Raw genomic sequence first — 26,294 nt, forward strand, 5'->3', positions numbered from 1 at the left:
TCGGCGTCAGGCGGCGCGGTCGAGCAGCCACTGGCTCAGCAGGCCGACCGGACGGCCGGTTGCCATGCCGCGCTTGCCTTCGTCGTTGGCCACGCCGGCGATGTCGAGGTGCGCCCAGCGCTGGCCTTCGGTGAAGCGCGCAAGGAAGCAACCCGCGGTGATCGCACCGGCCCAGCGGCCGCCGATGTTGTAGACGTCGGCGAAGGTGGAATCGAGCAGCGACTGGTATTCGTCCCAGAGCGGCAGGCGCCAGCTGCGGTCGAACACGTTCTCGCCGGCGGCGATGAGTTCGTTGGCGAGGTCGTCGTCCTTCGACATCAGGCCGGTCGCGTACTTGCCCAGCGCGATCACGCAAGCGCCGGTGAGGGTGGCGACGTCGAGCAGGGCCTGCGGCTCGAAGCGCTGCGCGTAGGTCAGTGCATCGCACAGGATCAGGCGGCCCTCGGCGTCGGTGTTGCCGACCTCGATGGTCTTGCCCGACATCGACGTGAGGACGTCGGACGGCCGGTAGCTGTCGGCGTCGGGCATGTTCTCGACCGCCGGGACGATGACGACCAGGTTGATCGGCAGGTGCATGCCGACCGCGGCCACGAACGCGCCCATCACGCTGGCGGCGCCGCACATGTCGTACTTCATCTCCTCGATGCCGCCCTGCGTCTTCAGGTTGATGCCGCCGGTATCGAAGGTGATGCCCTTGCCGACGAGGACGAAGGGCTTGGCGTCGCCGCCGTTGTTCCACTTCATCACGATCAGCTTGGGCGGGTTGGCCGAGCCGCGCGCGACGGCGAGCAGCGAGCCCATGCCCAGTTCCTGCATCTGCGCGCGGTCGAGCACGTCGCAGCTGGCCTTGTCGAAGCGGGCGGTGAATTCCTGCGCCTGCTCGGCGAGGTAGCCCGGGTTGCAGATGTTCGGCGGCAGGTTGCCCAGTTCGCGGGTGAAGGCGACGCCGGCGGCGATGGCCTTGCCGTTGGCGAGGGCGGTCTTGTCCTCGCCGCGGATCGAGAGGTGCTTGAGGCCGGTTTCGTCGCGCTTCTTGTTCTTGGCGCCGAGCGTGGCGGTATAGGCGTAGCAGGCGTGGTCGCAGACGATCGCGGCCTGGCGCAGGTTCCAGGCCTGGTCGCGGCCCTTCACATCCAGCTCGCTCAGGGTGAGCAGGGCATGGGCGACCGGGCCGGTCTTGAGCGCGCGGGCGGCATCGCCCAGCGCCTTGATGTACTGCGGCACGCCGAACTTGCCGGCATCGCCCAGGCCGATCACCAGCACGCGCGGCGCGGTGACGCCGGGCAGGTCGTGCAGCAGGGCGGTCTTGCCGGTCTTGCCGCTGATGTCGCCGCGTTCCAGCAGGGCGCGCAGGCGGCCGCCGCTGGCTTCATCCAGCGTCTGGCCCGACGGGCTCAGGCTCTTGTCGGCGAAGGCGGCCACGACCACGCAATCGGTGGTGATGGTCGCGGGAGCGGCATTGTTCAGGTCGAATTCGAGGGCCATCCAACAGATTCCGGGGGAAGTAAAGAGATGCGGTGGGGTGGGAGCGTTCGGCGTGCGCGGTGAAACCGGCGCACCGAACCACTCCGGTACTACCAGTACAATCGCGGATCGGTCGCGACCGGCCGGTCGGCGAGGCGCGGGTGCAGCCACCCCGGCGACGCCGGCCCGACCAAACCTCAAGTCTAGCAGCCCACTGGAAGCCCGCCCCCCTGATGCGCAAGCTCGATCGATACCTCTTCGGCGAATTCGTCCAGTCCACCTTCGCCGCCGGCGTCGTGCTGATGATCGTGGCCTTCGGCGGTGTCTTCACCGACGTCCTGCGCGACATGGCCACCGGCCGCATCCCGGTGGGCATGCTGTTGCCCCAGCTGGGGCTGGTGATGCTGAACTGGTTGCCGCTGATCCTGCCCCTGGCGCTGATGCTGGGGCTGATGCTCGGGATGGGGCGGCTGTACCGGGATTCGGAAATGCCGGTGATTTCCGCGATCGGGGTGGGACCGACCCGCATCCTGAAGCCGCTGCTGTTGCTGGTGCTGCCGATGGTGGCCGTGGTCGGTACCTGTTCCCTGTGGTTGGGGCCGTGGGCCGAGCGCGTGTCCCGGCAGATGGTGAGCGAGGCCAACCGCAACCTGATCGTGGCGGGACTGGAGCCGGGGGCCTTCACCGAAATCGCCGGGGGCGGCGTGATCTTCGTCGGGGCGATGAGTCCCGATGGGAGCCGCTTCAGTCGCGTCTTCGTGTACAGGCAGAAGGAGGACCGCCTCGACGTCACCACTTCCAACGACGGCGAGGTCACCGTCGCCGACAACGGCGAGCGCTTCCTCACCCTCAATGATGGCTTCGAGGTGGAAGGCCCGCGCGAGGCCGGGCTCGACTATCGCCTGCTCGGCTACAAGCGCAACGAAGTGACCATGCCGGCGGTCGAGCGGAAGTTCGATCCCAACGATCCCGAGTACCTGCCGACCTCCCGCCTGATCGGAGACAAGCGCAAGGAGGCCAATGCGCAGCTGCATGCGCGCATCGCGCCGCCTCTGCTGACGCTCGCCTTTGCGCTGATGGCGATCCCGCTGGCGCGCAGCATGCCCCGCCAGGCCCGCTATGGCCGGGTGATGACCGGGTTCCTCGGCTACATGATTGGCATGAACCTCATGCTGATGGGGACCAAGTGGCTCGAGAAGGGCAAGATTCCCGCCGATCTGGGCCTGTGGTGGCTGATCGTGCCGCTGCTGGTGATCGCCTTGTGGCTGTACTTCTTCGACGGCCGCATGCGCCGGCCGGCGCGGTCGTGAAGGGGGAGCGTCGATGAAACCATTCCCCAGGATCCACGACCTGTATGTCGGCCGCGTCGTCTTCACCACCATCCTGCTGGTGTGGGCGGTGCTGATCGGACTCGACCTCATGCTGGGGTTCGTCGGCGAGTTCAGCGACATCGGCCGCGGCAACTACGAGATGACGACGGCGATCGCCTACATGGCCTATACGGTGCCGCGCCGCCTGTACGAATTGTTCCCCTACGCCGCGGTGGTGGGTTCGCTGATGGCCCTGGGCCAACTGGCCGCGTCCTCGGAACTCACCGCACTGCGTGCCCTCGGCCTGTCCCGCCGCCGCCTGAGCGTCGCGGTCGCCGGCGCCCTGGCGGTGCTGACCCTGCTGATGGTGTTCAGCGGCGAAACCGCGGGGCCGTGGGGCGAGCGTCGCTCCAACGCCCTGAAGACCACCGCGAAGTCGAAGGACATGATCGTGGCGCGCTACTCCGGGCTGTGGGCACGCGAAGGCGACGTCATCCTCAATGCCAACGGTGGCGAGGAGCGCGACAACGGCACCGATCGCTGGCTCGAACTGCGCGACGTGCGCCTCTACGAATTCGCCGGCGACGGACGGCTCAAGTCACTGGCGCTGGTGAAAGTCGCCGAGCACCGCCCCGGTGGCTGGCTGCTGCGCGATGTCACCCGCACCAACTTCCAGGCCAAGTCGGTGACGCAGACCAAGGTCCCGGAAGAACGCTGGGCGTCGAAACTGGATGCGGTCGCGCTCACCGCCGGCACCGACAAACCGCGTTACCTCGCCGCGGGCGAGTTGCGCAAAGCGATCGCCTACCGCCAGCGCAATGACCTGGATGCCTCGGAGTTCGAGGCGATCTATTGGGGGCGTTGGTTCTATCCGCTGAACATCCTCGCCCTGTGCCTGGCGGCGGTGCCGTTCGCCTTCGGCACCTTGCGCAGCGGCGGCATGGGCAAGCGGTTGTTCATCGGCATCGTGTTCTCGCTCGGCTTCTGGCTGCTGCAGCAGCAGTGCGTGCGACTGGCGCAGGTCTACCATTTCGACTACCGCATCGCGTACCTGTTGCCGACGCTGGTGATGCTCACGGTGTCGTTCTTCTTCTTCAGGCGCCGCTCGGGATAAGCACGAGCGGCATTCCGGCCGCCTGCGGCGCACGTGTGTGCGCCGCGTCCGGGGCCAGGCCGACGGCTACCGGTTGATGATCGGCGGATCGCACTGGATCGTGCAGTTGCCGTTGCCGGTGTCGGTCACGATGACGTTGTATTCGGCGGTCTCGACGTGGCTGTTGGCGTCGATGATCGTGGCTGCGCGACCGCTGTTGCCGTTCCAGCTCAGCTGGTTGTTGGTGTCGTTGAAGAAGTTGTGACCGCTGATCTGGTAACGCTGGTCGGCAATCAGCTGCAGCGGTGCCGTATCGCGGCCCTGGCCCGAGGTCTGTTCCAGGCCGCCGGCGCCATCGTCGCCACCGGTGTAGCGGTAGCCATAGGTCGTCTGGCCGTTGGAGGCGAGGACGTTGTGCCAGCCGGGGTCGGTGGAGCCGTTCAAGCGCAGGTCGAGATTGATGTTCGGAGTGTTGGGCATGGTCGTGGCTCCTCTTCGGGGGGATGGCCGCTCGGGCCGGGACGTGGGCGTAAAGCCCGACGGATTCAGTGGCTGGGGGCGTGGCCTTATTGCGCGGCGATTCGATCGGCCGGGGGGAATGGCCGCAGCGGGACGTAGCCCGCGGCGGTGAGCCGTTGCTGGTGCAGCCGTGCCTCGGCGGCGCGGCCGAGGTGCAGCAAGGTCCGCACCAGGGGATCGAGCCGTTCGAATGGCAACGCGTCGCCTGCGTCGGTCGTCAGAAGTCGCTCGGCCTGTTGCCAATCCGCCCGCGCCGCAATGTCGTCTCCTGCCGCCTGTGCGCCCTCTCCGGCGAGGATCCGGCTGTTGGCCAGGACCAGGCGCAGGGTTTCGTTCGGAGCGTCCCTCCAGGCCGGTTCCAACAGCGCCAACGCTTCGGCGGCATGCGCTTGCGCCCCACGGCTGTCACCCTGCGCCAGTGCAAGCTGGGCCTGCAGGTTGCGCGCCATGACCAGCCAGCGCAGTACGCGTTCGTTCTTGGGCTCGGCTGTCCGCGCCCTGGTCGCGATGGCGGCGGCCTCGTCCGCGAGCTTGATGGCCATCGCACTGTCGGAGGTGGCAATCAACTGCGCATGCCACCAGCGACAGATCGCAGGTGGCGACTGCCACAGGTTGTTGGCCGGATCCTGCTTGGCCAACGCGTCCGCGGACGTGGTCGCCGCAAGGATGTTGGCGAGAGCCTCGTTGCGTCGGCCGCGTTGGGCCTGTGCTTCCACCAGCAGATACAAGGCATTTACACGCAGGTCCTGCCATTTGGCGTTCGCCGGTTCCGCCGCGAGATTGCGCTGCATGCCGGCGAGTTGCTCGGTGAAGAATGCTTCCGCGTCCGCCAGCTTGCCCTGCTGGGCGGATAGGGTACCCAGCCATGACAGGACGTTGGCGGCCTCGAAGCGCAGCGCCGTGTCATCCGGGTGCTGCGCCGTCCAGGTCCGATACAGCGCCAGCTCTTCGCGCACGGCGCGCTCGGCTTCCGGATAGCGCCCGCGCCGCTCGTCGAGTACCGCCAAAGTCTGGTGGCCGTAGGCGACTTCGCGTTGCCAGTCGAAGTTCTTGCGGTCCATCGCTGCGAGCCGGATTCCGCTGTCCCGATACTTGCGGAACCACACGGCCGATTCGTCATAGCGCCCCTGCTCCAGCGCGACAAACCCGATCCAGTATTCGGCCTGGGCCAGGTCGAACAGGCGTTGGCCGTTGTCCGGCGCGCGCTGGTGCAATGCGGTGCTGCGCGCGTGCGCCTCGCGGAACGCCGCCATCGCGGGGTCGTGCTTGCCTTCGTTGAGACGCACCTGGCCGATGCCGGTCAGCGCGCGCGCCTGTTCCTCGAGGGCGCGGTCGCTGAGGTCGCGTGGGTCGAGCGTGGCGAAGTAGGCCATGGCCTTGTCGTCGACCGCGCCCATCAGGTCGAGCCGGCCGACGGTGTCCAGCTTTTTGCGCAGGTCGCCCAGCATGAAGCCGAGGATGTCCTCGGCCTGGGCTTGCCGGCGTTGCGCATCGTTGCGCGCGACCCAGGCGGTCGCGGCCAGGGCCAGCGCGATCGCCATGCCCGCCAGCGAGGCGGCGGCTACCACAGCCCACTTGCGCTGGCGTCGCTGCGCTTCGCGCCGGGCAAGCGTGTCGTAGCCGACGCCGAGCAGTCCGGCGACGAGCTTGAGGAAGGCGCGTTCGCGCCCGTCGCCTTCGCGGCGCGCATCGGCGGCAAGCGGTTCGATCGCGCTGCCGTCGCCTGCATGCGCGAGCACGGCAGCGGGGAAGCATTGCTGCGCGGGATCGTGGCTGCCTGGTTCGCCGGCGACGACGAAACACAGCACGCGATCGTCGCGCCCCTCGGCGCGGAACGCCTCGACTTCGGCATTGACCCAACGCGACTGCGCGGCGGCGGGCGAGCACACCACGATGAGCGCGGCGGATTCGCCCAGGGCCTCGCGGATGGTGGTGCCCAGGTCGCCCGAGCTCGGCAATTCATCGCGATCGCGGAAGAAGGTGCCCAGCCGCGGCCCGATCTCACCGTGCGTGCCGCGCGTGCCGACCAGCCGCGACGGCACCCGATAGGTTTCCAGGCGACGCAGCAGCCAGCGTGCCCACTCGGCGTCGGCATGGCTGTAGCTGAGGAAGGCGCGGAATCGCATTGGAGCCCGAGTGTCGCCGGTGCATCCGGTTTAACGCCTGCCTACCTGCATTCAGGACATCCGCAGGCACCCCCTGATGGGGGTCACAGGTGCGAATGTTCCAGCGGGCGCTCGCGATGCATGAGCGTCCATTCGGCATGTTCGGTCAGCGCCGCCTCGCCCAGCGTGCGCAGGATCTGTTGTTGCTCGTGCACGCCCTGGCAGCCGTTGAGGCGCCGCCGCGCCGCGCCGAAGATGCGTTGCATGTAGCGGTACTGCTTGATCAGTTCCTTGTCGGCCTTCTTGTAGGCGTACGCCTCGTGCACGGCCGCGGCCACCGAGAGGATGCCCATCGACGACACGAGCACGTGCTGCACTTGCGGGTCGAACCGGCGCGAGAACACCGCGAGCACGGCGCTGATGCCCACGCCGATCCACAGGCAGACCATGCCCGCGAGTTCGGCGCGACGGTGCTGCCGCTCGCGCCGTGCCGCGGCGGCGGAGAAGTACTGGAGCTGGCCGCCGCCGTCGTTGGTGCCGATCCACTCCCGCACCACCGCATCGACGGCCGGTGCATCGGACTGGACCGGCACCAGCAGGCCTTCGAGGCTGGCGCTGCGCATCACGTTGCGGATCCAGCCCAGTTCCACGTCCTGCTTGTGCATGAAATTGTCGTGGGCGAAGGCGGGCGAGTGCAGGTCGGTGATGCCTGCGCGCCGCCAGTACGACTGCACGCGCAGGCCTTCGGCGAGCGCGCGGTAGTCGAGGTACTTGCGCTGCCATTCGCGGCGGCGCGACAGCAGCACCACGCCCATGCCGGCGAGGAAGAACACCAGGAAGAGGTTGATGATCAGGGAGTGCGCGGCGATGTGCGTGTACAGGAAGAACGCGAAGCCCGTCGCGGCAGCGAGCAGGTAGACGATGCGCAGCACCTGGTTGACGCGGCGCTGGTAGGTGCGCGCCAGCCAGTCGGCGCTGACGAACAACTGGTGGATCGGGCAGGCGGGCATCGCCGCCCCGGCCGGGTCCGTGCCATCGGCGGCAATGGCCTCGGCGTAGGTGCGGCAGTCGCGGTTGAATTCCGCCTGTCGCTGGAACATCCGGTCGAATACCGCGGGCATGTCGGCATGGGCGACGACTTCGTCCTCGGCGGTGATCCATCGGCCGGCCTCGGGAGGTCCTTCCTCATCCTCGGTGCGGCGCACGGGCAGGTGATGGACCACCGTCTCCTCGTCCAGACCGAGCAGCGCGAGCGTGGTATCGCGGCGACGCTCGATCGCGCCGGGCAGCTCGCCATGAAGGTGGAACCGGACTACCTGCGCGGTGCCGCCGAGGCGATCGGATTCGCGTCCGTCCCAGAGGGCCAGCAGTACCTGGCAATGGCTGGAAACAAAGATGCCGGCCTGGGCATATTGCCGGTCGCGGGCCGGTCCCGGGCGCGACACCTCTTCGATGTCGACGCCGTGCCGCAACGGCAGCTGCAGTACTTCGGCGCGTTGCAACTGCTGTTCGAACACCACCAGGCTGCCCGCGCTCTCGAAGTCATCGCGATACAGCGCCACCGGCAGCGGCAGCGGCGCCACCACACGCAGGCCAAGGTCGAAGGCGACCTGCGCGGCCAACTGGTCGCTGCCCTCGGCCAGCGACGACAGCAGCACCACCGGCAGGTGCGGATAGCGCTCGGCAAGGTCGAGGAAGAATGTCCGCAGCTGCGTCTTCAGGGCGGGGATGGCGGCAGCGTGCAGGTTGCGGTGACCCGTGATGCCAACCACCAGGGAAGTCGCCTCGAGAGCGGGCATGCGATGTCCCTCACCGACGGCACGCGCGCCGCGGATCCTCTAGCCCCAACGTGGGATCCGGAAGGGGAAGGCCACTGCAGCGCTGCGATCCACTGACGTGGCGACGAAGACGAACGCGCCGCAGCGCGCGGGGGAACTCCGGACTACTGCTTGGGCAATCGGATCAAGCGAGTTCTGCTGGCACGGTCATGCCAGGTCAACTTTTCCCGGTCAACCCACGCCCACCAGAACCCGATTCCGCCCAGCAGCAGCGACAGCGTGCCGACGGCGTAACGCGTCCACAATTGCGACCACGAGGGCTCGCCGCCATCACGCGCGGCCAGGTGCAGGCGCCATGGCCGCATTCCCAGCGTCTGTCCGCCACGCCGCCAGCTCAACGTCGCGTACAGGCCCGTGACGAGCCACAGCGCGCACAGTTCGAGCCAGCCCGCGAGCGTGTCGCCATAGATCGGTTCACCGCCGTGCACCAGCATCGCGACCGCGCCGGTCGCGAACCACAGGCCCAGCACGGGGAAAAAGTCATACAGCAGCGCGAACAGGCGCCAACCGACCAGGGCCGCGGGCCGGGGCGGTGTAGCGGATTGGGAAGTGGTATCGGACGAAGTCATCGCACCAGCATATAAGCTTTGTCCATGAGACCGCACACGCCGGCCGAACGCCGCACGCAGGCGATGGCCCTGCCGCCATTGACCGATGCCGATGCGATCGCGATCAGTGCTTTCCTTGATGCGATCTGGGCCGAGAGTGGGCTGTCGCGGCAGACCCTCGACAGCTATCGACGCGACCTGGAAGGCATCGCGCGTTGGCATGAAGGCCGGGGCGGCGGGCTGCCGTCCGCCGATCGCGCCACGCTGTTCGATTACCTGGCGTGGCGCAGCCGCAGCGGATATTCGCCGCGCAGCAACGCGCGCCTGCTGTCGGCGTTGCGGGCCTTCTTTGCCCATCGCGTGCGCAGCGGTGCGCGCGCCGATGACCCTACCGCATTGCTGGACCCGCCCAGGCAACCGCGGTCCTTGCCCAAGGCGCTGGGCGAAAGCCAGATCGACGCCTTGCTGGCCGCGCCGGCAGTCGACTCGCCACTGGGGCTGCGCGATCGCGCGATGCTCGAACTGATGTATGCCTGCGGCCTGCGGGTGAGCGAACTGGTCAACCTTCCCGCTACGGCGGTCAACCTGCGCCAGGGCGTATTGCGCGTGACCGGCAAGGGCAGCAAGGAGCGGCTGGTGCCGCTAGGCGAAGAGGCGCAGCACTGGCTCGAGCGCTACCTCGCGAACGCGCGTCCGCAGCTCGCCGGCAAGCACGCGCTGGCGCCGTTGTTCCTGGAGGCGAGTGGCGATGCGCCTTCGCGCCAGCAGTTCTGGCAACTGGTGAAGCGCTATGCCGGCGTTGCGGGCATCGACCCGGCGAAGATCAGCCCGCATGGCTTGCGCCACAGCTTCGCCACCCACCTGCTCAATCACGGCGCCGACCTGCGCGCGCTGCAGATGCTGCTGGGGCACAGCTCGCTGTCGACCACGCAGATCTACACGCTGGTGGCGCGGGAGCAATTGAAGCAGTTGCATGCGAAGCACCATCCGAGAGGGTGAGGCAGGCCGCTTGCGCGGCACTGCCGCGCGGCCTGCCGAACGCCCGGCCATGGATGGCCGGGCCGGGCGATCCGAAGCTCGCGGCGTTGCGCCATGGATGGCCGCATTACGCGATCGAAGCGAACACGGCGCGGCACTGCCGCGCGGCCTGCCGAACGCCCGGCCGCGCCGCGGGGAGCTTGCGCAATGGCGGGGTCGAACGCGCCGCAGCGCGTTGTAGCGGGGAACGGCGGTCCTTTACTTGCGGGTTGCAGGCCTCAGTCGCGATCAGCGGCATCGCGAACACCAGCACGAATGGGCGGAAGGATCCCAATGCGTGACCCAGCGCACCCGCCACTGGCCCCTCCGGGCACGCCGTCCGTCGCACTCATGCGACAATCGCGAAACTCCCGGCTTTTCCGGCGTTCCAACACCGGTCACCCCCATGCAAGGACCGTTCATGAAGCAAATTTTCTTTGCCCTGTTGGGCGTGATCAGCCTCTCGGCCTGCGCCCAGGGTCCCCAGTCTGGCGCGGCCGCCGGCAAGGCGCCGGGCGCACAGGCGACCACAGCGGGCGCCACGGCCCCACTGGGCAATGCACCCAAGGTCGGCGCGAACACGCCGGAAGCGCGTGCAGTCGCTGCCGTCCACATGCTCAATCCGCGCGTCACCATCGAGAAGGTCAAGGCCGCGCCGATTGCCGGCTTCCGCGAAGCCATCGTCCAGGGCCAGGTCGTCTATGTCAGCGACGATGGCCGTTACCTGTTCCTGCCTGGTCCGCAAGGTGCGCTGTATGACGTCACCGCAAAGAAGGACCTGAGCGAGCAGTCGCTCGCAGCCGTGCGCAAGGACCTGATCAAGGCCATCCCGGTCAGCGAACGCATCGTCTTCGCTCCGCCGAATCCGAAGTACACGGTGGCGATCTTCACCGACGTCGAATGCGCGTATTGCCGCAAGTTCCACAGCGAGATCGCCGAGTACAACAAGCAGGGAATCGCCGTGCAGTACATGGCCTTCCCGCGCATGGGCATTGGCAGTCCGGACCACAAGAAGATGATTTCGGTGTGGTGTGCGCCCGACCGCAAGAAGGCCCTCACCGATGCCAAGAACGATCGCCCGATACAGGTGCGTGACTGCAAGAACACCGTGTCGATGCAGTACGACATCGGCCAGCGCGCGGGCCTGACCGGCACGCCGATGATCATCGCCGAAGACGGCACCACCGTCGGCGGCTACCTGCCGCCGCAGCAGTTGCGCGAGGCGCTGGATCGCCTGGCCCAGGGCGGCAAGACCTCCGCCAGCGGAGCGACCGATCCGGTGGCGTCGACCGGCGGCTGATCCGGATCCGGCCGGACAAAGGCAGAAACGGAGGCTTCGGCCTCCGTTTTGGTTTCGATCGGGTCACGGTCGCCATCTACAGCCCATGGCCTGCCATGGCTAGCCGCGCGCGCGGCTTCAACCATGCCGTGGTTTGGGTCCATCGCGGGCGGCTACAATAGCCGGCCCGTACCCCACGGTTCCCCGGACATGATGGTCCTCGAGGGCGCTTCCGCCCTGTCTTCGTTCCGCCGCGAACGCCTGCAAGCCCGCCTCCAAGCCGTCCATCCCGACCTGCGCCTGCTCGGCGCCAGGTGGACCTACTGGGTCGTCCCCGAAACCGGGGCCGAGCCGGACCGGGCCACGCTCGCGCGCATCCTGCAGGGTGGTTTCGACGAGGCGCCGCGCGACGCCGGCGCGATCTCCCGCTATGTCACCCCGCGCCTGGGCACGCTGTCGCCGTGGGCGAGCAAGGCGACCGAGCTGCTGCAGGGCGCCGGGCAACCGGTGAAGCGGGTCGAGCGCGGCCTGCGCTACGACGTGGCGGGCTGGCCCGCGGATGCGCCGACGCAGGGCGCGCTGGCGAAGCTGCTGCACGACCCGATGACCCAGTCGCTGCTGGAGGCGCGCGACGATGCCGCCGCGCTGTTCGCCGTGCCCGCCCGTGGCGAACTCGAACGCATCGCGCTGGCCTCGCTCGAGGACGCCAATGCGCGGCTCGGCCTCGCCCTCGCCGACGACGAGATCGCCTACCTGCGCGAGCGCTACGCCGCCCTGGGCCGCAATCCGTCCGACGTCGAGCTGATGATGTTCGCGCAGGCGAACTCCGAACATTGCCGCCACAAGATCTTCAACGCGTCGTGGACCATCGACGGGCGTGAGCAGCCACTGTCGCTGTTCAAGATGATCAAGAACACCCACGCGACCACGCCGCAGTACACGCTGTCGGCGTACAGCGACAACGCCGCGGTGGTCGAAGGCTACGGCGCGCGCCGCTTCCGCCCGCAGCCGGGCACGCAGGCGTACGCGAGCGAAGCCGAGTTGCCGTCGGCGTTCTGCATCAAGGTCGAGACCCACAACCATCCCACCGCGATCGCTCCGTTCCCGGGCGCCAGCACCGGCAACGGCGGCGAGATCCGCGACGAAGGCGCGACCGGCCGTGGTGGCCGCCCGAAGGCGGGCCTGTGCGGCTTCTCCGTGTCGCACCTGCGCATTCCGACGCTGCCGCAGCCGTGGGAGGCGCCGCGTTCGCTCAATCCGCGCATGGCGCCGGCGCTGGAAATCATGCTCGACGGCCCGCTCGGCGGCGCCGCGTTCAACAACGAATTCGGCCGGCCGAACCTCACCGGCTACTTCCGCAGTTTCGAGTTGAACGAAGGCGCCCACACCCGCGCCTACGACAAGCCGATCATGCTCGCCGGCGGCCTCGGCGCGATGGACCGCGTGCAGGTGCAGAAGCATTCGCTGCGCCCGGGCGATGCGGTCATCGTGCTCGGTGGCCCGGCGATGCTGATCGGCCTCGGCGGCGGTGCCGCCAGTTCGGTCGCGTCGGGCGAGAGCGCCGAGCATCTCGACTTCGCCAGCGTGCAGCGCGACAACCCTGAGATGGAGCGGCGCTGCCAGGAAGTGTTGGACCGCTGCGTTGCCATGGGCGAGGACAACCCGATCGTCACTGCGCACGACGTCGGCGCCGGCGGCCTGTCCAATGCGATCCCCGAACTGCTGCACGACTCCAGCGTCGGCGGCGTGATCGACCTGGCCCGCGTGCCCGCGGACGACCCGTCGCTGTCGCCGATGCAGCTGTGGTGCAACGAATCGCAGGAGCGCTATGTGCTCGGCTTGCCGGCCGACCGTGTCGCCGAATTCGCCGCGCTGTGCGAACGCGAGCGCTGCCCGTTCGCAGTGGTCGGCTACGCGACGGCGGAAGAACGCCTCGTCGTCGGTTACGGCGCGACGGTCGACAATGCGCACGAGGCCGGTCGTGACTGGCCGATTGATTTTCCCATGGACGTGCTGTTCGGCAAGGCGCCGAAGATGCACCGCGACACGCGGCAGCCCGCCGCCGCGCCATGGCCCGCGCTCGACTGGAGCGGCATTGCCCTGCGCGATGCAGCCTTGCGCGTGCTTGCGCATCCCACCGTCGCGTCCAAGCAGTTCCTCGTCACCATCGGCGATCGCACCGTCGGCGGCCTGACCGCACGCGACCAGTTGGTGGGCCCGTGGCAGATGCCGGTGGCCGACTGCGCCATCACCCTGTCCGGTTTCGACAGCCACGTCGGCGAGGTCATGGCGATCGGCGAGCGCACGCCGCTGGCCCTGCTCGATGCCGCCGCCGCCGCGCGCATGGCGGTAGGCGAGGCCATCACCAACCTCGCCGCCGCGCCGGTGGAATCGCTGGACCGCATCAAGCTGTCGGCGAACTGGATGGCCGCCGCCAGCCATCCGGGCGAAGACGCGCTGCTGTTCGACGCGGTCAAGGCCGTGGGCATGGAGTTGTGCCCGGAGCTCGATCTGAGCATCCCGGTCGGCAAGGACTCCCTGTCGATGCAGGCGCAGTGGCACAACGACGGCGAGGCGCACAAGTCCGTGTCGCCGGTGTCGCTGATCGTCAGTGCCTTCGCGCCGGTGACCGACGTGCGCGAGCAGCTCACGCCACTGCTTTCGCGCGAGGACGAGTCAGAGCTGTGGCTGATCGGCCTGGGTGCCGGCAAGCAGCGCATGGGCGGTTCGATCCTGGCGCAATGCTTCCCCGAAGCGGGGGGCAATGACCTGCCGGCCTTCGCCGGACGTTCGCAGGATCGCGACGATCCCGCGGTGCCGGACCTCGACGATCCGCAGCGCCTGCGTGCCTTCTTCGAACTGATCCGTGATGCGCGCACGCATGGCCTGCTGCGCGCCTACCACGACCGCAGCGACGGCGGCGCGTTCGCCACGCTGTGCGAAATGGCGTTCGCCTCGCACGTCGGCCTCGACATCGACCTCGACGGCTGGGGCGACGATCGCGGCAGCGACCCGTTGCGCACCCTGTTCAACGAGGAACTCGGCGCCGTCGTGCAGATCGCGACCGAGGACCGCGCCGAGTTCGCCGACCTCGTTGCCCGCCATGGCCTGATCGATTGCGCGCAGCGCATTGCCAGGCCGACCACGGCACCGTCGATCCGCGTGCGCCAGGACGGCGATACCCTGGCCGAGTGGCGCTGGGAAGAACTGTTCGACGCCTGGTGGTCGGTCACGCACGCGATGCAGAAGCTGCGCGACAACCCGGAATCGGCCGACCAGGAACGCGCCGCCGCGCGCGACTTCAATGCGCCCGGTCTGAAGCCGAAGCTGACCTTCGACGCCAGCGAGGACATCGCCGCGCCCTACCTCAACGTCGGCGCGCGGCCGAAGGTCGCGATCCTGCGCGAGCAGGGCGTCAACAGCCAGGTCGAAACCGCGTACGCCTTCGACCGTGCCGGTTTCGAAGCCTACGACGTGCACATGAGCGACCTGATCCAGGGTCGCTTCAGGCTCGATGACTTCATCGGCTTCGTCGCCTGTGGCGGCTTCAGCTACGGCGACGTGCTCGGTGCCGGCCGCGGCTGGGCGACGTCGGTGCTGGAGCGTTCGGCCTTGCGCGATGCGTTCAGCGCCTTCTTCAACCGCAACGACACCTTCGCCCTGGGCGTCTGCAACGGCTGCCAGATGCTGTCGCAGCTCAAGGACCTGATCCCGGGCGCGGAGCACTTCCCGCAGTTCCTGCGCAACGCCAGCGAGCAGTACGAAGGCCGCGTGGCCCTGCTGGAAGTGGCGGATTCGCCGTCGCTGTTCCTGCGCGACATGCAGGGTTCGCGCATCCCGGTCGCGGTGGCGCACGGCGAAGGTCGTGCGTCGTTCGAGGCGACCGGCGACAACGCGCGCGTTGCCGTCGCGCTCAACTACATTAATGGCGATGGCAGCCTCGCGACGAGTTACCCGGCCAACCCGAACGGTTCGGCGAACGCCATCGCCGGCCTGTGCAGCGCCGACGGCCGCGCCACCATCCTGATGCCGCACCCCGAGCGCACCCTGCGCGCCGCCAACTTCAGCTGGGCACCGCGCGACTGGCGGGACGACTCGCCGTGGCAGCGCATGTTCCGCAATGCGCGGGTGTGGGTGGGCTAGGCGGTGCGAAGTTGAAGAAGTTGAAATGGAAAAGCCGGGCTCGAGGCCCGGCTTTTCTTTTTCGCGCCGCCGTTTACTTGAAGGAGAAGTTGGCGGTGTGCAGCGTGCCGTCGGCCAGCTTCACCTGGATCTGCCGGCAGGTTCCGGCCCACGACTTCTCGCTCTTCCACACGTAGATGTACTGGCCGGCGCCGGAGTCGTACTGCAGGCTGCTCGCGCCGGCGGTGACCGTTTCCAGCATCGGATCTTCCACCGCACCGCCGCAGGACATCGGTGCCGACTTCGGATAGCCCGCCGCCATGATCCCCATGCCCTGGTTGCCGCCCAGGCTGAACTTGATCGGGATCGCGCTGCCTGCCTTGGACGAGTTGACGATGGGCGCCATGTCGACCGGGCGGAAGAACCCGGTCCAGCCATAGCTCACGGTGACCTTGAACGAACCGCTGGCGGTGTTGTTGTGCTGGTCGGTGGCACTGCAATACACGGTATTGGTGCCGACCGGGAACGTACTCCCCGAGGCCGGCGTGCAATTGACCGGCACCGTGCCGTCGACGATGTCCCACGCGGTCGGCTGCGTGTAGTTCACCGTGGCGGACGAGTTGCTGCCCGCCGTCGCGGTGACGTCGCCGCTGTAATAGACCACCGGGGCCGTGGTGTCCTGCACCGTGATGGTGAAGCTGGTCGCCGTCGCTACGTTACCGTGCGCATCCTGCGCGCTGCAGGTGACGGTGTGCGTCCCGAGCGAGAACGTGCTGCCAGAAGCCGGCAGGCAGCTGGCGCTGCCGGCGCCGTCGACCGCGTCCGACGTCGTCGGCGCGACGTAAGTCACCGCGGCGCCCGCATGCCCGGTGGCCTCCGCCACCAGGTTGGAGTGCGCGGCGATCACCGGCGAAGTGCTGTCGACCACGCTGATCACGAAGGACTTCGCGCCCGACTTGTTGCCATGCGTGTCCGTCGCGGTGCAGGTGACGGTCGTATTGCCGAGCGGGAAGGTGGTGCCGGAGTTGAAGTTGCAATCCGGGCCGATGATCCCATCGACGAGGTCGATCGCCGTAGCGATGTAGGTCGCGATCGCGCCCTGGGCGCTCGTTGCCTCGACCGTGAAGCCGGCCGGCACGGTGAGCGCCGGCGGCGTGGTGTCGACCACGCTGACCACGAACGACTTCGCGCCCGACTTGTTGCCACGCGTGTCCGTCGCGGTGCAGATGACGGTCGTATCGCCGAGCGGGAAGGTGGCGCCGGAGCTGAAGTTGCAATCCGGACCGACGATGCCGTCAACGACATCGACCGCCGTGGCGACGTAGGTCGCGATCGCGCCCTGCGCGCTCGTCGCCTCGACCGTGAAGCCGGCCGGCACGGTGAGCGCAGGCGGCGTGGTGTCGACCACGCTGACCATGAAGGACTTTTCGGCCTTGTTGCCATGCTTGTCGGTAGCGCTGCAGGTGACGGTCGTATCGCCGAGCGGGAAGGTTACGCCGGAGTTGAAGTTGCAGTCCGGACCGACGATGCCGTCAACAACGTCGACCGCCGTGGCGATGTAGGTCGCGATCGCGCCCTGCGCGCCCGTCGCCTCAACCGTGAGGTTGGCCGGCACGGTGAGCTCCGGGGGTGTCGTGTCGATCACGCTGACCATGAAGGACTTTTCGGCCTTGTTGCCATGCGCGTCGGTAGCGCTGCAGGTGACGGTCGTATCGCCGAGCGGGAGGGTCGTGCCGGATTTGAAATTGCAATCCGGGCCGATGATCCCGTCGACGAGGTCGACTGCCGTGGCGATGTAGGTCGCGATCGCGCCCTGCGCGCTCGTCGCCTCGACCTTGAAGTCGTCAGGCACGGTGAGCGCCGGTGGCGTGGTGTCGACCACGCTGACCACGAAGGACTGCGCGCCCGACTTGTTGCCATGTGCATCCGTCGCGGTGCAGGTGACGGTGGTATCGCCGAGCGGGAAGGTAGTGCCGGAGTTGAAGTCGCAGTCCGGACCGACGATGCCGTCAACGACGTCCACCGCCGTGGCGATGTAGGTCGCGATCGCGCCCTGCGCGCTCGTCGCTTCGACCGTGACGCCGGCCGGCACGGTGAGCGTCGGCGGCGTGGTGTCGACCACGCTGACAATGAAGGACTTTTCGGCCTTGTTGCCATGTGCGTCGGTAGCGCTGCAGGTGACGGTCCTATCGCCGAGCGGGAAGGTCGTGCCGGAGTTGAAATTGCAATCCGGGCCGATGATCCCGTCGACGAGGTCGGTCGCCGTGGCGATGTAGGTCGCGATCGCGCCCTGGGCGCTCGTCGCTTCGACCGTGACGCCGGCCGGCACGGTGAGCGCCGGAGGCGTGGTGTCGTGCACCGCGACTTCGAATGTCTTCCCGACCGCCGCGTTGCCGTGGCTGTCGGTGGCGTTGCAGGCCACGGTCGTGGTCGGCCCCGGCACATCGATGGGGAACACCGAGCCCGGGGCGGGGATGCACGTGGCGGCCTGGTCGCCATCCACGACGTCATGCGAGGTGGCCACGTAGGCGGCATGGGCGCCGTCCGGGCCTTCGGCCTCGACCGCGAACGAGAGTGGCACGTCGATCACCGGTGCGGTCTTGTCCAGCACGGTGATGGAAAAGCCCGCGGTCGCCGCGTTGCCGGCCGAATCGTGCGCGATGCACGCCACCGGGGTGGTCTGGTCGAGCTTGAACAGGGCGCCCGGTGGCGGTGCGCAGGTGAAGTAGGCGCTCGCGTTGACCAGCGGCAGGGGGCCATCGACGGCGTCAGCGGCGGAGACGAGGTAGCCGCGATCCGGGCCGATGATCCCGCCGAGCGGCGAATCAGCCTCCGCGATGAAGCTGGCCGGAACCGAGATGATCGGTTTGCTGATGTCGTGGATGAAGATCGAGCAGGTGGCGCTCGACTTGGCATTGTTGTGGTCGGTTACCGTCAGCTTGAACGGGATTAGGCCGGTCTGCTGCAGCCCCAGTTGCGGCACGGTGAAGGCGACGGTCGCGGTGTTCCAGTCGCCGACGCCGGGCACTTCCGGCAGGCCTTCGAGCTGCTTCCATTCGTAGCTGGCGATGCCGTCGTCGGCGTCGGCCGAGGCGCTGCCGTCGAAGGTGAAGAGCTGGCCTTCGTTGACGTCGAACACGCCCGAAGGGCAATTCAGAGCCGCGACCGGCCCGTCGTTGGTCCACGAAATGTTGACGTTGGTTGTATTGGCGTTGTTGAGTGCGCCGTCCGACACGGTCAACTGGAAGGTCAGCAGCGTGTTGCCGGTGAAGTTCGGGGCGACGAAGGTCTTGATCGCCGGATTCGCTGTCGTGGCGAGGGTCACCGGTGGGCCGCCGGTTTGCGACCAGGTGTAGGTCAGGTTGTTGGCCGCCGTTTCAGCGTCCCAGGACTGGCTGCCGTCGAGTGTGACCGTCATGCCTTCGGTCACCGAGGCGGGGGACGCTGTCGGGACCGAATGCGGGGCCGTATTCACGACGACGTCGTGGACATTGGTGATGGTCAGGGTGATGTCTTCGGAATCACTGCCAGGGCAGCCAGATGCCGTGACGGTCAGACGCAGCGTGACCTGCCGGCTGGTAGTCACGTCCGGTGGCGTGAAGGTCGGCTGCGGATCCGTGGTGTTGGTCAGCGTGCCCAGCGGGGTGCCGACGAAGCTCCACTGGTACTGGCCGCCCTGGTTCGGATTGGGCTTGGAGGACTGGCCGTTGATCTGGATCGCGTTGGGGATCCAGACGCCGTTGGACAGCCGGAAATCGGGGACCTGGGCCGAGCCCATGTTGATGCGCGCATCGGGTGCGTCGCAGCCCCCACCTCCCGGTGCCGCCATCGCGGACGGTGCAACCCACATCAGGCTGATGGCGACGACGATGCCCCGCCACACTCGTGGCGCGAGTGTCCCTAAGCGTTTCATGATGTTTCCCCTGTCCCCACGCATTTCGCGTCTACTGTCCGAACGACGCTAGGCGCGGCAGCCGGCCAGCGTCATCGCCCATCTGGGGTAAGCGCCGGCCGGCGGTCGGATCAGCGGGTCAACCGGTTCGCGACCATCGCCACCAGGCTGGCCTGGGTGTGCGTGCCGGTCTTCTGCATCGCCGCCTTGAGCTGGGTGCGCACGGTGTGCACGGACTTGCCGGCACAGCGCGCCAGTTCCTCGATGGAGCCCATCGAATACAGGCCGAGGGCGATTTCGGCTTCCTTGCGGGTGAGCTGGAATTCGCCGCACAAGCGCTGCAGGCCGTGCTCGGTGGAGGCCGACTCGCGCACTTCGAACATCAGCACGGTGGAGACCGGGAGATCGGCGCTGGCGCCGAAGTCCAGGACCTGCACGGTGGCCACGGCTCCGCTGCCGGACGGCAGCACGACTTGTTGCGGGTGCCCGGGCCCAAGCACGCGGGCGTGCAGGATTGCCTGCGCCAGCGCGTGCGCGGTCGCAGGCGCGGCCACCAACATGCCGTCGCGGATCAGCAGGTCGGCATGGCTGCTCAAGCGGTTGCGCGCTGCCGCGTTGGCATGCCACACGCGGATCGGCTCACCCGGCAGCAGCAGCGCGATCGGGTGCCGCAGCAGGTCGAGCGTCGCCGCCAGGCAACGCGCCTGCGCGATCCAGCGCAACTGCTCGGGTCGATCCTCGCGCCGTACCCGGCGCTCGGCCGGCTGTCGCCCGCTGTCACCCGCCATGAACGGATCCCCTCCCCGGATGGCGAAACCATAGCGCTCCTCGTTCGCATGAAACCGGCGCGAGACCGCGGAAAAGGACGAATGGCCGTCTATGGCCGGTGAGTGGGCAAGCGTTGCAGCGGCGGAGAGGGAGTTCGTCCTCGTCAGGGGCATTACCGCGTAGCTGTTAAAGTCGGAGCCCCCTGTACGGGGCCTGCGAGGGACTTGACGTGAACGCGGTTGCCAACGACACCACCATCGACCCCGGCATCGACGAGCGCATCGTCGCCTCGCTGCTGGAGAAAGGCCGCTTGAAGGATGCCGACCTCGCGCGGGCGCGGCGCCTGCAGGAAGAAGCCGGCGGCAGCCTGCTGTCGCTGCTGTCGCGGCTGGGCCTGGTCTCCGAGCGCGATCATGCCGAAACCGTGGCCAGCGTCCTCGACCTGCCGCTGGTCAGCGCCAAGGACGCGCCGGAGCTGCCGCCGGAAGGCGTTGTGCTCACGAACAAGTTCATGAAGCAGTTCCATGTCTGCCCGGTGGCCGAAACCGAGCGCAGCGTGGACGTGCTGATGGCCGATCCGCAGGACACCTACCTGCTCGATGCCGTGCGCCTGGCGACCCAGCGCGAAGTGCGGCCGCTGGTGGCGCTGCGTTCGGAGATCGACGACCTGGTGGAGCGCTGGCACGGCCAGGGCCGCAGCGCGATGGGCGCGATCATCGAAACCGCGGAAGGCGAAGGCGCCGGCGACCTCGAAGACGTCGAGCATCTGCGCGACCTCGCGTCGGAAGCGCCCGTCATCCGCCTGGTCAACCTGGTCATCCAGCGCGCGGTCGAACTGCGCGCGTCGGACATCCACATCGAACCGTTCGAGAACCGGCTGAAGGTGCGGTATCGCATCGACGGCGTGCTCGAGGAAGGCGAGTCGCCGCCAGCCAACCTCACCGCCGCGGTGATCTCGCGCGTCAAGATCATGGCCAAGCTCAACATCGCCGAGCGCCGCCTGCCGCAGGACGGCCGCATCATGCTGCGCGTGCAGGGCAAGGAGCTCGACCTGCGCGTGAGCACCATGCCGACCTCGCACGGCGAATCGGTGGTGATGCGCCTGCTGGACCGCGAAACCGTCGTCTTCGACTTCAAGAAGCTCGGCTTCACCGACCACTTCCTGCCGCAGTTCCAGCACGTGCTGGACCAGCCGCACGGCATCCTGCTGGTCACCGGCCCGACCGGTTCGGGCAAGACGACCACGCTGTACACCGCGCTGTCCAAGCTCAACACGCCCGACGTCAAGATCATCACCGTCGAGGATCCGGTCGAGTACCAGATCGAAGGCATCAACCAGATCCAGGCCAAGCCGCAGATCGGCCTCGATTTCGCCCACGCATTGCGGTCCATCGTCCGCCAGGACCCGGACATCATCATGATCGGCGAAATGCGCGACCTGGAAACCGCGCGCATCGCGATCCAGTCCGCGCTCACCGGCCACCTGGTGCTGTCCACGCTGCACACCAACAACGCCGCGGGCGGCATTACCCGCCTGCTCGACATGGGTGTCGAGGATTACCTGCTCACCTCCACGATCAACGGCATCCTCGCGCAACGGCTGGTGCGTCGCCTGGAACCGACGCACGCCGAGCGTTACCCGGCTTCGCCCGAGGAGATCGAGAAGTTCGGCCTGCGCCGCTACCAGCCCGAAGGCACGATCCACCTGTATCACCCGCGCGGTTCCGCGATCGCACCGACCGGTTACCTGGGGCGCACCACGATCCTGGAATTCCTCGTCATGAACGACGAACTGCGTCGCGCGGTGATGCGCCACGCCGGCATGGGCGAAATCGAACAGCTCGCGCGCCAGTCCGGCATGCGCACCATGTACGAGGACGGCATCGTCAAGGCGTTGGCGGGCGAGACCACGATCGAGGAAGTGCTGCGCGTAACCGAGGACGCCTGATCGCATGCCCCTCTACCACTACCAGGCGCTGAACTCCCGCGGTGAGCTGCTCGACGGCCAGATGGAAGCCGCGAGCAATGCCGAGGTGATCGCGCGCCTGCAGGAGCAAGGACACCTGCCGGTCGAGGCCAAGCTCGCCAGCGAGGCGCGTGGGGCGTCGATCTGGAAAGGCTTGTTCAAGCCCAAGCCGTTCGCCGGCCCGCGCCTGGTGCAGTTCACCCAGCAGCTGGCCACGCTGCTCGGCGCCGGGCAGCCGCTGGATCGTGCGCTGAGCATCCTGCTGGAGCTGCCGGAAGACGAAGTCGCCAAGCGCACCATTTCCGACATCCGCGATGCGGTGCGTGGTGGCAGCTCGCTGTCGACCGCGCTCGATCGGCAGCATGGCGCCTTCTCGCGCCTGTACGTCAACATGGTCCGCGCGGGTGAGGCGGGCGGCAGCCTGCACGAAACGCTGACGCGCCTGGCCGAATACCTCGAACGCTCGCGCGAGATGCAGGGCCGGATCGTCAATGCGCTGATCTATCCGGCGATCCTGATGACGATGGTGGGCCTGAGTCTGTTGTTCCTGCTCGGCTATGTCGTGCCGCAGTTCGCGCAGATGTACGAAAGCCTCGATGCCGAGCTGCCCCTGTTCACCAAGATCGTGCTCGGCATCGGCCTGTTCGTGCGCGACTGGTGGTTCCTGCTGCTGGCGATTCCCGCCGCCGGGATATGGTGGTTCGATCGCAAACGCCGTGATCCCGCGTTCAGGGAGAAGTTCGATGCCTGGCTGCTGAAGCGCCGTTTTGCCGGCGCGCTGGTGGCCAAGGTCGAAACGGCCCGCCTCGCGCGCACGCTGGGCACGCTGGTGCGCAACGGCGTGCCCTTGCTGACCGCACTGGGCATCGGCCGCAACGTGCTGGGGAACCGCGTGCTGGCCGCCGATGTCGAAACTGCTGCGGATGAGGTGAAGAACGGCATCGCCCTGTCCACGGCGCTGGCGCGTGGCAAGCGCTTCCCGCGGCTGGCCCTGCAGATGATTTCGGTGGGCGAGGAATCCGGTGCGCTCGATGTAATGCTGGTGAAGACCGCCGAGACCTTCGAGCAGGAAACCGCGCTGAGCCTGGATCGCATGCTCGCGGCGCTGGTGCCTGTGGTCACCGTGATACTGGCGGCGGTCATCGGCGTCGTGGTGATGTCGGTGCTGTTGCCGCTGTACGACCTGACCAATGCGATCGGGTGAGGGTGAGGCGATGCGTTTGCGAACCACTGGTTCGCGCATCGCCGAACGCCCGGCCGCGCCGCGAGGTGATAGTGCAATGTGGGAATGAACGCGCGCGGCGCGACAATGAAAAACGATGGCTTGTTGTCTCCGCCAAGCAGCCACAGATCGACTTGTCGCATGAGCTACGAGCGCACAATTGAAACAACGCAACATGCTGCGCGTACTATTGAACCAACAGCCGCGGGCCCGGCTCCCAGACACCTTCATTCCTGGAATCCACCATGCGTAACCTGCGCTCCAAACCCCGACTCGCCCAACCCCGACTCGCCACCGCCGCCAAACAGCGCGGCATGAGCCTGATCGAAATCATCATCGTGATCGTGCTGATCGGCGCAGTGCTGACCTTCGTCGGCAGCCGCGTGATCGGCGGCAAGGACCGCGGCGATTACAACCTCGGCAAGTCGGCGGTGCAGACCCTCGCCGGCAAGATCGAATCCTTCCGCATGGACACCGGCCGCCTGCCGAACTCGCTCGATGAACTGGTCACGGCGCCCAGTGATGCCAACGGCTGGCTCGGTCCGTATGCGAAGGCCGCGGAGCTGAAGGATCCGTTCGGCCATCCGTATGAATACCGCGTGCCCGGCGAGAATGGCGACTTCGACCTGGTCTTCCTTGGCAAGGACGGCAAGCCGGGCGGCACCAGCACCGACGCCGACTTCAAGTTCGAGTAAAACCCACGCTCTCTGGTGCAGAGGGATACATGCAGCGCAAGGTCCGTGGCGTCTCATTGCTGGAAATGCTGCTGGTGATCGCGCTGCTGGCGGCCATCAGCGTGCTGGCCGCGGGCGCGATGAGCGGTGGCTTCACCGGCATGCAGTTGCGCAGCGAGGCCAAGCAGATCACGGCGCAATTGCGCTTCACGCGTACCCGCGCCATCGCGACCGGCGTGCCGCAACGGTTCACCATCGATCCGCAGGCACGCACCTGGACGGCACCGGACAACCGCCATGGCGAGATCCCGACGAAGCTGGGCATCAGTTTCACCGGTGCCCGCGAGGTGCAGCCGCAGCGTGGCGAGGGCGCGATCGTGTTCTTTCCCGATGGCGCGTCGACCGGCGGCCGCGTGCAGCTGAGCGCGAAGAAGTCCGCGATGGACATCGACGTGACCTGGCTCACCGGCGAGGTACGCCTGCGGCGCGGCGAGGTTTCGCGATGAGGTTCGCTCCCGTCCACCGCCAGCGCGGCTACACGCTGATCGAAGTCATCGTCGCCTTTGCGCTGCTCGCGGCAGCGCTGACGCTGCTGCTGGGCACGCTGTCCGGCGCGGCGCGACAGGTACGCGACGCCGCGGATGCCGGGCGCGCCGCGCTGCACGCCCAGTCGCTGATGGCGCAGTTGGGCGTGGGCGAACCGCTCAAGCCCGGCACCACCAACGGCGAACTCGAGGACGGGCGATACCGCTGGTCCGTGGACATCCAGCGCTGGCAGGATCCCGCGCAATCGGCGGATGCGTTGCGCGCTCCGGGTGCGCCGCAGCTGGTCGAGGTGCGCCTGGGCATCGAGTGGGGCGACGGTGGCCCCCGCCAGCGCCTGCAGCTGCGCACGCTCCGGCTGATGCCGCCGGGCGCCGAGGCGAGCCTGTGACCACGCGCGGCGTACGCGGCTTCACCCTGATCGAGGTGCTGATTGCGACCGTCCTGCTGGCCGCCGGACTCACCCTGGCCTTCGCCACGATTGGCGCGGCCACCCGGACCACGCAGCGCGGCGAGGGCATGGCCTCACGCAGTGAACGCATGCGCGCGGTGGAAGGCTTCCTGCGCCGGCGGCTCGAAGCCGCGCGCGCGGTGCCGTTCAACGTGGATGCGGAGACCGGCGCACCCCAGCGCTTCATCGGCGGGCCGGATCGCATGCGCTTCGTCGCCGACCTGCCGGATTACCTCGGTCGCGGCGGTCCCTACCTGCATGATTTCGCGATCGAACAAGGAAGCGGGGAGTCCGGGGCGCGCATCACGCTGGCGCTCACGATGGTGCTGGCAGGCAAGACCGTCGAGGAAGACGATGCACGCCCACCGGAAGTGCTGGTCGAAGGCCTGGAGTCCGCGCGCTTCCGGTACCGCACGTACGCGCCGGAAGGCGGGCTGGGCGGCTGGGTGGAGCGATGGGACAACGCCGATCAGTTGCCGCTGATGGTGGAAGTCACCCTGACCGACCAGAAGGGCGAAGCATGGCCGCCACTGGTCGTGGCCTTGCCGCTCGCAGCGATGACCACGGCGAGTTCAATCGTGCCGGTGACGCAATGACGGCCGTGGCCATGAAACGCTTGTCGGGCCAGCGCGGCGTGGCGCTGCTGCTGGTGATGTGGCTGGTAGCGCTGCTCGCCGCACTGGTCGGGGCGTTCGCGCTGATCGCGCGTACCGAGCACCTGCAGGGCCGCGTGCTGGTACGCGGCCTGGTGGCGGAGAACGCGGCCCGGGCCGGTATCGAATACGCGATGATCCGCGTCGCCGCACCCGATCCGCGGCAGCGCTGGCTGCCCGATGGCCGTCCGCACCGCTGGCACTACGATGATGCCGAGGTCGTGGTGGAGATCGTCGACGAGAACGGCAAGATCGACCTCAACCAGGCCGACCTCACCCTGCTGACCGAATTCATCCGCCACCTTGGCGTCGAGCAGCAGCAGGCGACGCAGCTTGCCGCGGCGATCATCGACTGGCGCGACCCCGACAGCCTCAGCCAGCCCATTGGTGGCGGCGAGGACGACGACTATGCGGCCGCAGGACTGCCCTACGGCGCCAAGGATGCGGAGTTCGAAAGCGTTGCCGAGCTCGAACAGGTACTCGGCATGACGAGCAAGCTGTACGCGAAGATGGCCCCGCACCTGACCGTGTTCAGTGGCCGTGGCCGTCCGGATCCAGCGTTTGCCTCAGCCGAGGTACTCGATGCGATGGGGATGGACGGCGCCGACGTGGTGGCACGGCGCGAGGGATGGAATCCCGCGTCCGGCCTGCCGGCGCCGACACTGCCCGATGGCGGTTCGCTCGTGGGTGGCAGTAGCGGCACGTATAGTATTGAGAGCCGTGCGGTTCTGGCCGATCGGCGCCAGGCGGTGTTGCGGGCGGTGGTGCGCGCGGGTGGGGCGATGCCCGGCGCAGCCTATACGCCGTTGCGTTGGCAGGCAGGGGATTGA

18 protein-coding genes and 2 pseudogenes are annotated in these 26,294 nt (G+C 67.8%); 13 read left to right on the forward strand and 7 right to left on the reverse strand.

Annotated elements, in window-relative coordinates:
- Positions 1-6: 6 nt before the first annotated feature.
- Positions 7-1,485: a leucyl aminopeptidase gene (locus ACYVGE_RS00730; RefSeq protein WP_460726165.1), complete on the reverse strand. Its 1,479-nt coding sequence runs from the start codon at positions 1,483-1,485 to the stop codon at positions 7-9.
- 212 nt (positions 1,486-1,697) lie between these two features.
- On the opposite strand from ACYVGE_RS00730, the gene lptF reads away from it, so the two are divergent.
- Positions 1,698-2,774: an LPS export ABC transporter permease LptF gene (lptF, locus tag ACYVGE_RS00735; protein WP_460726167.1), complete on the forward strand. Its 1,077-nt coding sequence runs from the start codon at positions 1,698-1,700 to the stop codon at positions 2,772-2,774.
- Between the two features lie 13 nt (positions 2,775-2,787).
- Positions 2,788-3,888: an LPS export ABC transporter permease LptG gene (lptG, locus tag ACYVGE_RS00740; protein ID WP_460726169.1), complete on the forward strand. Its 1,101-nt coding sequence runs from the start codon at positions 2,788-2,790 to the stop codon at positions 3,886-3,888.
- Positions 3,889-3,954: 66 nt separating this feature from the next.
- Here lptG and ACYVGE_RS00745 read toward each other — a convergent pair whose 3' ends face one another.
- From ACYVGE_RS00745 to ACYVGE_RS00760, 4 genes are all read right to left on the reverse strand, one after another.
- Positions 3,955-4,347: a hypothetical protein gene (locus tag ACYVGE_RS00745; RefSeq protein ID WP_460726171.1), complete on the reverse strand. Its 393-nt coding sequence runs from the start codon at positions 4,345-4,347 to the stop codon at positions 3,955-3,957.
- Between the two features lie 86 nt (positions 4,348-4,433).
- Positions 4,434-6,512: a toll/interleukin-1 receptor domain-containing protein gene (locus ACYVGE_RS00750; RefSeq protein WP_460726173.1), complete on the reverse strand. Its 2,079-nt coding sequence runs from the start codon at positions 6,510-6,512 to the stop codon at positions 4,434-4,436.
- Between the two features lie 83 nt (positions 6,513-6,595).
- Positions 6,596-8,290 carry a hypothetical protein gene (locus tag ACYVGE_RS00755; RefSeq protein WP_460726175.1) on the reverse strand — a complete coding sequence of 565 codons (1,695 nt, stop codon included), beginning with the start codon at positions 8,288-8,290 and terminating at the stop codon, positions 6,596-6,598.
- A 143-nt stretch (positions 8,291-8,433) separates the two neighbouring features.
- Positions 8,434-8,898 carry an RDD family protein gene (locus tag ACYVGE_RS00760; protein WP_460726177.1) on the reverse strand — a complete coding sequence of 155 codons (465 nt, stop codon included), beginning with the start codon at positions 8,896-8,898 and terminating at the stop codon, positions 8,434-8,436.
- A 24-nt stretch (positions 8,899-8,922) separates the two neighbouring features.
- Between ACYVGE_RS00760 and xerD the strand changes: the two genes are divergently transcribed.
- The 4 genes and pseudogenes from xerD (at position 8,923) to purL (ending at position 15,316) form a co-directional block, all read left to right on the forward strand.
- Entirely contained in the window at positions 8,923-9,876 is a 954-nt protein-coding gene (gene xerD, locus ACYVGE_RS00765; protein WP_460726179.1) for a site-specific tyrosine recombinase XerD, read from the forward strand.
- 631 nt (positions 9,877-10,507) lie between these two features.
- A pseudogene (locus ACYVGE_RS00770) lies at positions 10,508-10,621 on the forward strand (disulfide isomerase DsbC N-terminal domain-containing protein); the annotation flags it as partial.
- A gap of 108 nt (positions 10,622-10,729) precedes the next feature.
- A pseudogene (locus ACYVGE_RS00775) lies at positions 10,730-11,194 on the forward strand (thioredoxin fold domain-containing protein); the annotation flags it as partial.
- A gap of 189 nt (positions 11,195-11,383) precedes the next feature.
- Positions 11,384-15,316, forward strand: a complete 3,933-nt coding sequence (gene purL / locus ACYVGE_RS00780; protein WP_460726181.1) for a phosphoribosylformylglycinamidine synthase — start codon at positions 11,384-11,386, stop codon at positions 15,314-15,316.
- 73 nt (positions 15,317-15,389) lie between these two features.
- Here the strand turns inward: purL and ACYVGE_RS00785 are convergent, their stop codons facing one another.
- On the reverse strand, positions 15,390-19,208 hold the full coding sequence (locus tag ACYVGE_RS00785; protein WP_460726183.1) for an HYR domain-containing protein: 3,819 nt from the start codon (positions 19,206-19,208) through the stop codon (positions 15,390-15,392).
- A 110-nt stretch (positions 19,209-19,318) separates the two neighbouring features.
- Complete coding sequence (locus ACYVGE_RS00790) at positions 19,319-19,975, reverse strand: helix-turn-helix transcriptional regulator (RefSeq protein WP_460726185.1); 657 nt, start codon at positions 19,973-19,975, stop codon at positions 19,319-19,321.
- A 209-nt stretch (positions 19,976-20,184) separates the two neighbouring features.
- Here ACYVGE_RS00790 and gspE point away from each other — a divergent pair, with 209 nt between their 5' ends.
- The 7 genes from gspE to ACYVGE_RS00825 all read left to right on the forward strand — a co-directional run bounded on the left by gspE (position 20,185) and on the right by ACYVGE_RS00825 (position 26,294).
- Positions 20,185-21,903 carry a type II secretion system ATPase GspE gene (gspE, locus tag ACYVGE_RS00795; protein WP_460726187.1) on the forward strand — a complete coding sequence of 573 codons (1,719 nt, stop codon included), beginning with the start codon at positions 20,185-20,187 and terminating at the stop codon, positions 21,901-21,903.
- 4 nt (positions 21,904-21,907) lie between these two features.
- Positions 21,908-23,125 carry a type II secretion system protein XpsF gene (gene xpsF / locus ACYVGE_RS00800; protein WP_460726189.1) on the forward strand — a complete coding sequence of 406 codons (1,218 nt, stop codon included), beginning with the start codon at positions 21,908-21,910 and terminating at the stop codon, positions 23,123-23,125.
- Between the two features lie 263 nt (positions 23,126-23,388).
- Positions 23,389-23,838 (forward strand): type II secretion system major pseudopilin GspG, encoded by a 450-nt coding sequence (gene gspG, locus ACYVGE_RS00805; RefSeq protein ID WP_460726191.1) that lies wholly within the window; start codon positions 23,389-23,391, stop codon positions 23,836-23,838.
- Between the two features lie 29 nt (positions 23,839-23,867).
- Complete coding sequence (gene xpsH, locus ACYVGE_RS00810; RefSeq protein WP_460726193.1) at positions 23,868-24,323, forward strand: type II secretion system protein XpsH; 456 nt, start codon at positions 23,868-23,870, stop codon at positions 24,321-24,323.
- A complete protein-coding gene (gene xpsI / locus ACYVGE_RS00815) occupies positions 24,320-24,751 on the forward strand; it encodes a type II secretion system protein XpsI (RefSeq protein ID WP_460726195.1) in 432 nt (143 codons plus the stop codon). Before xpsH ends, xpsI begins: the two co-directional genes overlap by 4 nt.
- The gene (locus ACYVGE_RS00820) at positions 24,748-25,407 is read left to right on the forward strand and encodes a prepilin-type N-terminal cleavage/methylation domain-containing protein (protein ID WP_460726197.1); all 660 of its coding nucleotides are present in this window, start codon (positions 24,748-24,750) and stop codon (positions 25,405-25,407) included. The genes xpsI and ACYVGE_RS00820 overlap by 4 nt, the downstream gene beginning before the upstream one ends.
- 20 nt (positions 25,408-25,427) lie before the next feature.
- The gene (locus ACYVGE_RS00825) at positions 25,428-26,294 is read left to right on the forward strand and encodes a type II secretion system minor pseudopilin (RefSeq protein ID WP_460727252.1); all 867 of its coding nucleotides are present in this window, start codon (positions 25,428-25,430) and stop codon (positions 26,292-26,294) included.

The sequence above is a fragment of the Lysobacter rhizosphaerae genome (genome assembly GCF_054779795.1).

Coding starts and splice junctions, on each gene's coding strand:
- xpsF (WP_460726189.1), top strand. CDS start 21,908: ATGCCCCTCTACCACTACCAGGCGCTGAACTCCCGCGGTGAGCTGCTC.
- ACYVGE_RS00730 (WP_460726165.1), bottom strand. CDS start 1,485: ATGGCCCTCGAATTCGACCTGAACAATGCCGCTCCCGCGACCATCACC.
- xerD (WP_460726179.1), top strand. CDS start 8,923: ATGAGACCGCACACGCCGGCCGAACGCCGCACGCAGGCGATGGCCCTG.
- xpsI (WP_460726195.1), top strand. CDS start 24,320: ATGAGGTTCGCTCCCGTCCACCGCCAGCGCGGCTACACGCTGATCGAA.
- ACYVGE_RS00755 (WP_460726175.1), bottom strand. CDS start 8,290: ATGCCCGCTCTCGAGGCGACTTCCCTGGTGGTTGGCATCACGGGTCAC.
- ACYVGE_RS00760 (WP_460726177.1), bottom strand. CDS start 8,898: ATGACTTCGTCCGATACCACTTCCCAATCCGCTACACCGCCCCGGCCC.
- ACYVGE_RS00790 (WP_460726185.1), bottom strand. CDS start 19,975: ATGGCGGGTGACAGCGGGCGACAGCCGGCCGAGCGCCGGGTACGGCGC.
- ACYVGE_RS00750 (WP_460726173.1), bottom strand. CDS start 6,512: ATGCGATTCCGCGCCTTCCTCAGCTACAGCCATGCCGACGCCGAGTGG.
- xpsH (WP_460726193.1), top strand. CDS start 23,868: ATGCAGCGCAAGGTCCGTGGCGTCTCATTGCTGGAAATGCTGCTGGTG.
- lptG (WP_460726169.1), top strand. CDS start 2,788: ATGAAACCATTCCCCAGGATCCACGACCTGTATGTCGGCCGCGTCGTC.
- gspG (WP_460726191.1), top strand. CDS start 23,389: ATGCGTAACCTGCGCTCCAAACCCCGACTCGCCCAACCCCGACTCGCC.
- purL (WP_460726181.1), top strand. CDS start 11,384: ATGATGGTCCTCGAGGGCGCTTCCGCCCTGTCTTCGTTCCGCCGCGAA.
- ACYVGE_RS00785 (WP_460726183.1), bottom strand. CDS start 19,208: ATGAAACGCTTAGGGACACTCGCGCCACGAGTGTGGCGGGGCATCGTC.
- lptF (WP_460726167.1), top strand. CDS start 1,698: ATGCGCAAGCTCGATCGATACCTCTTCGGCGAATTCGTCCAGTCCACC.
- ACYVGE_RS00745 (WP_460726171.1), bottom strand. CDS start 4,347: ATGCCCAACACTCCGAACATCAATCTCGACCTGCGCTTGAACGGCTCC.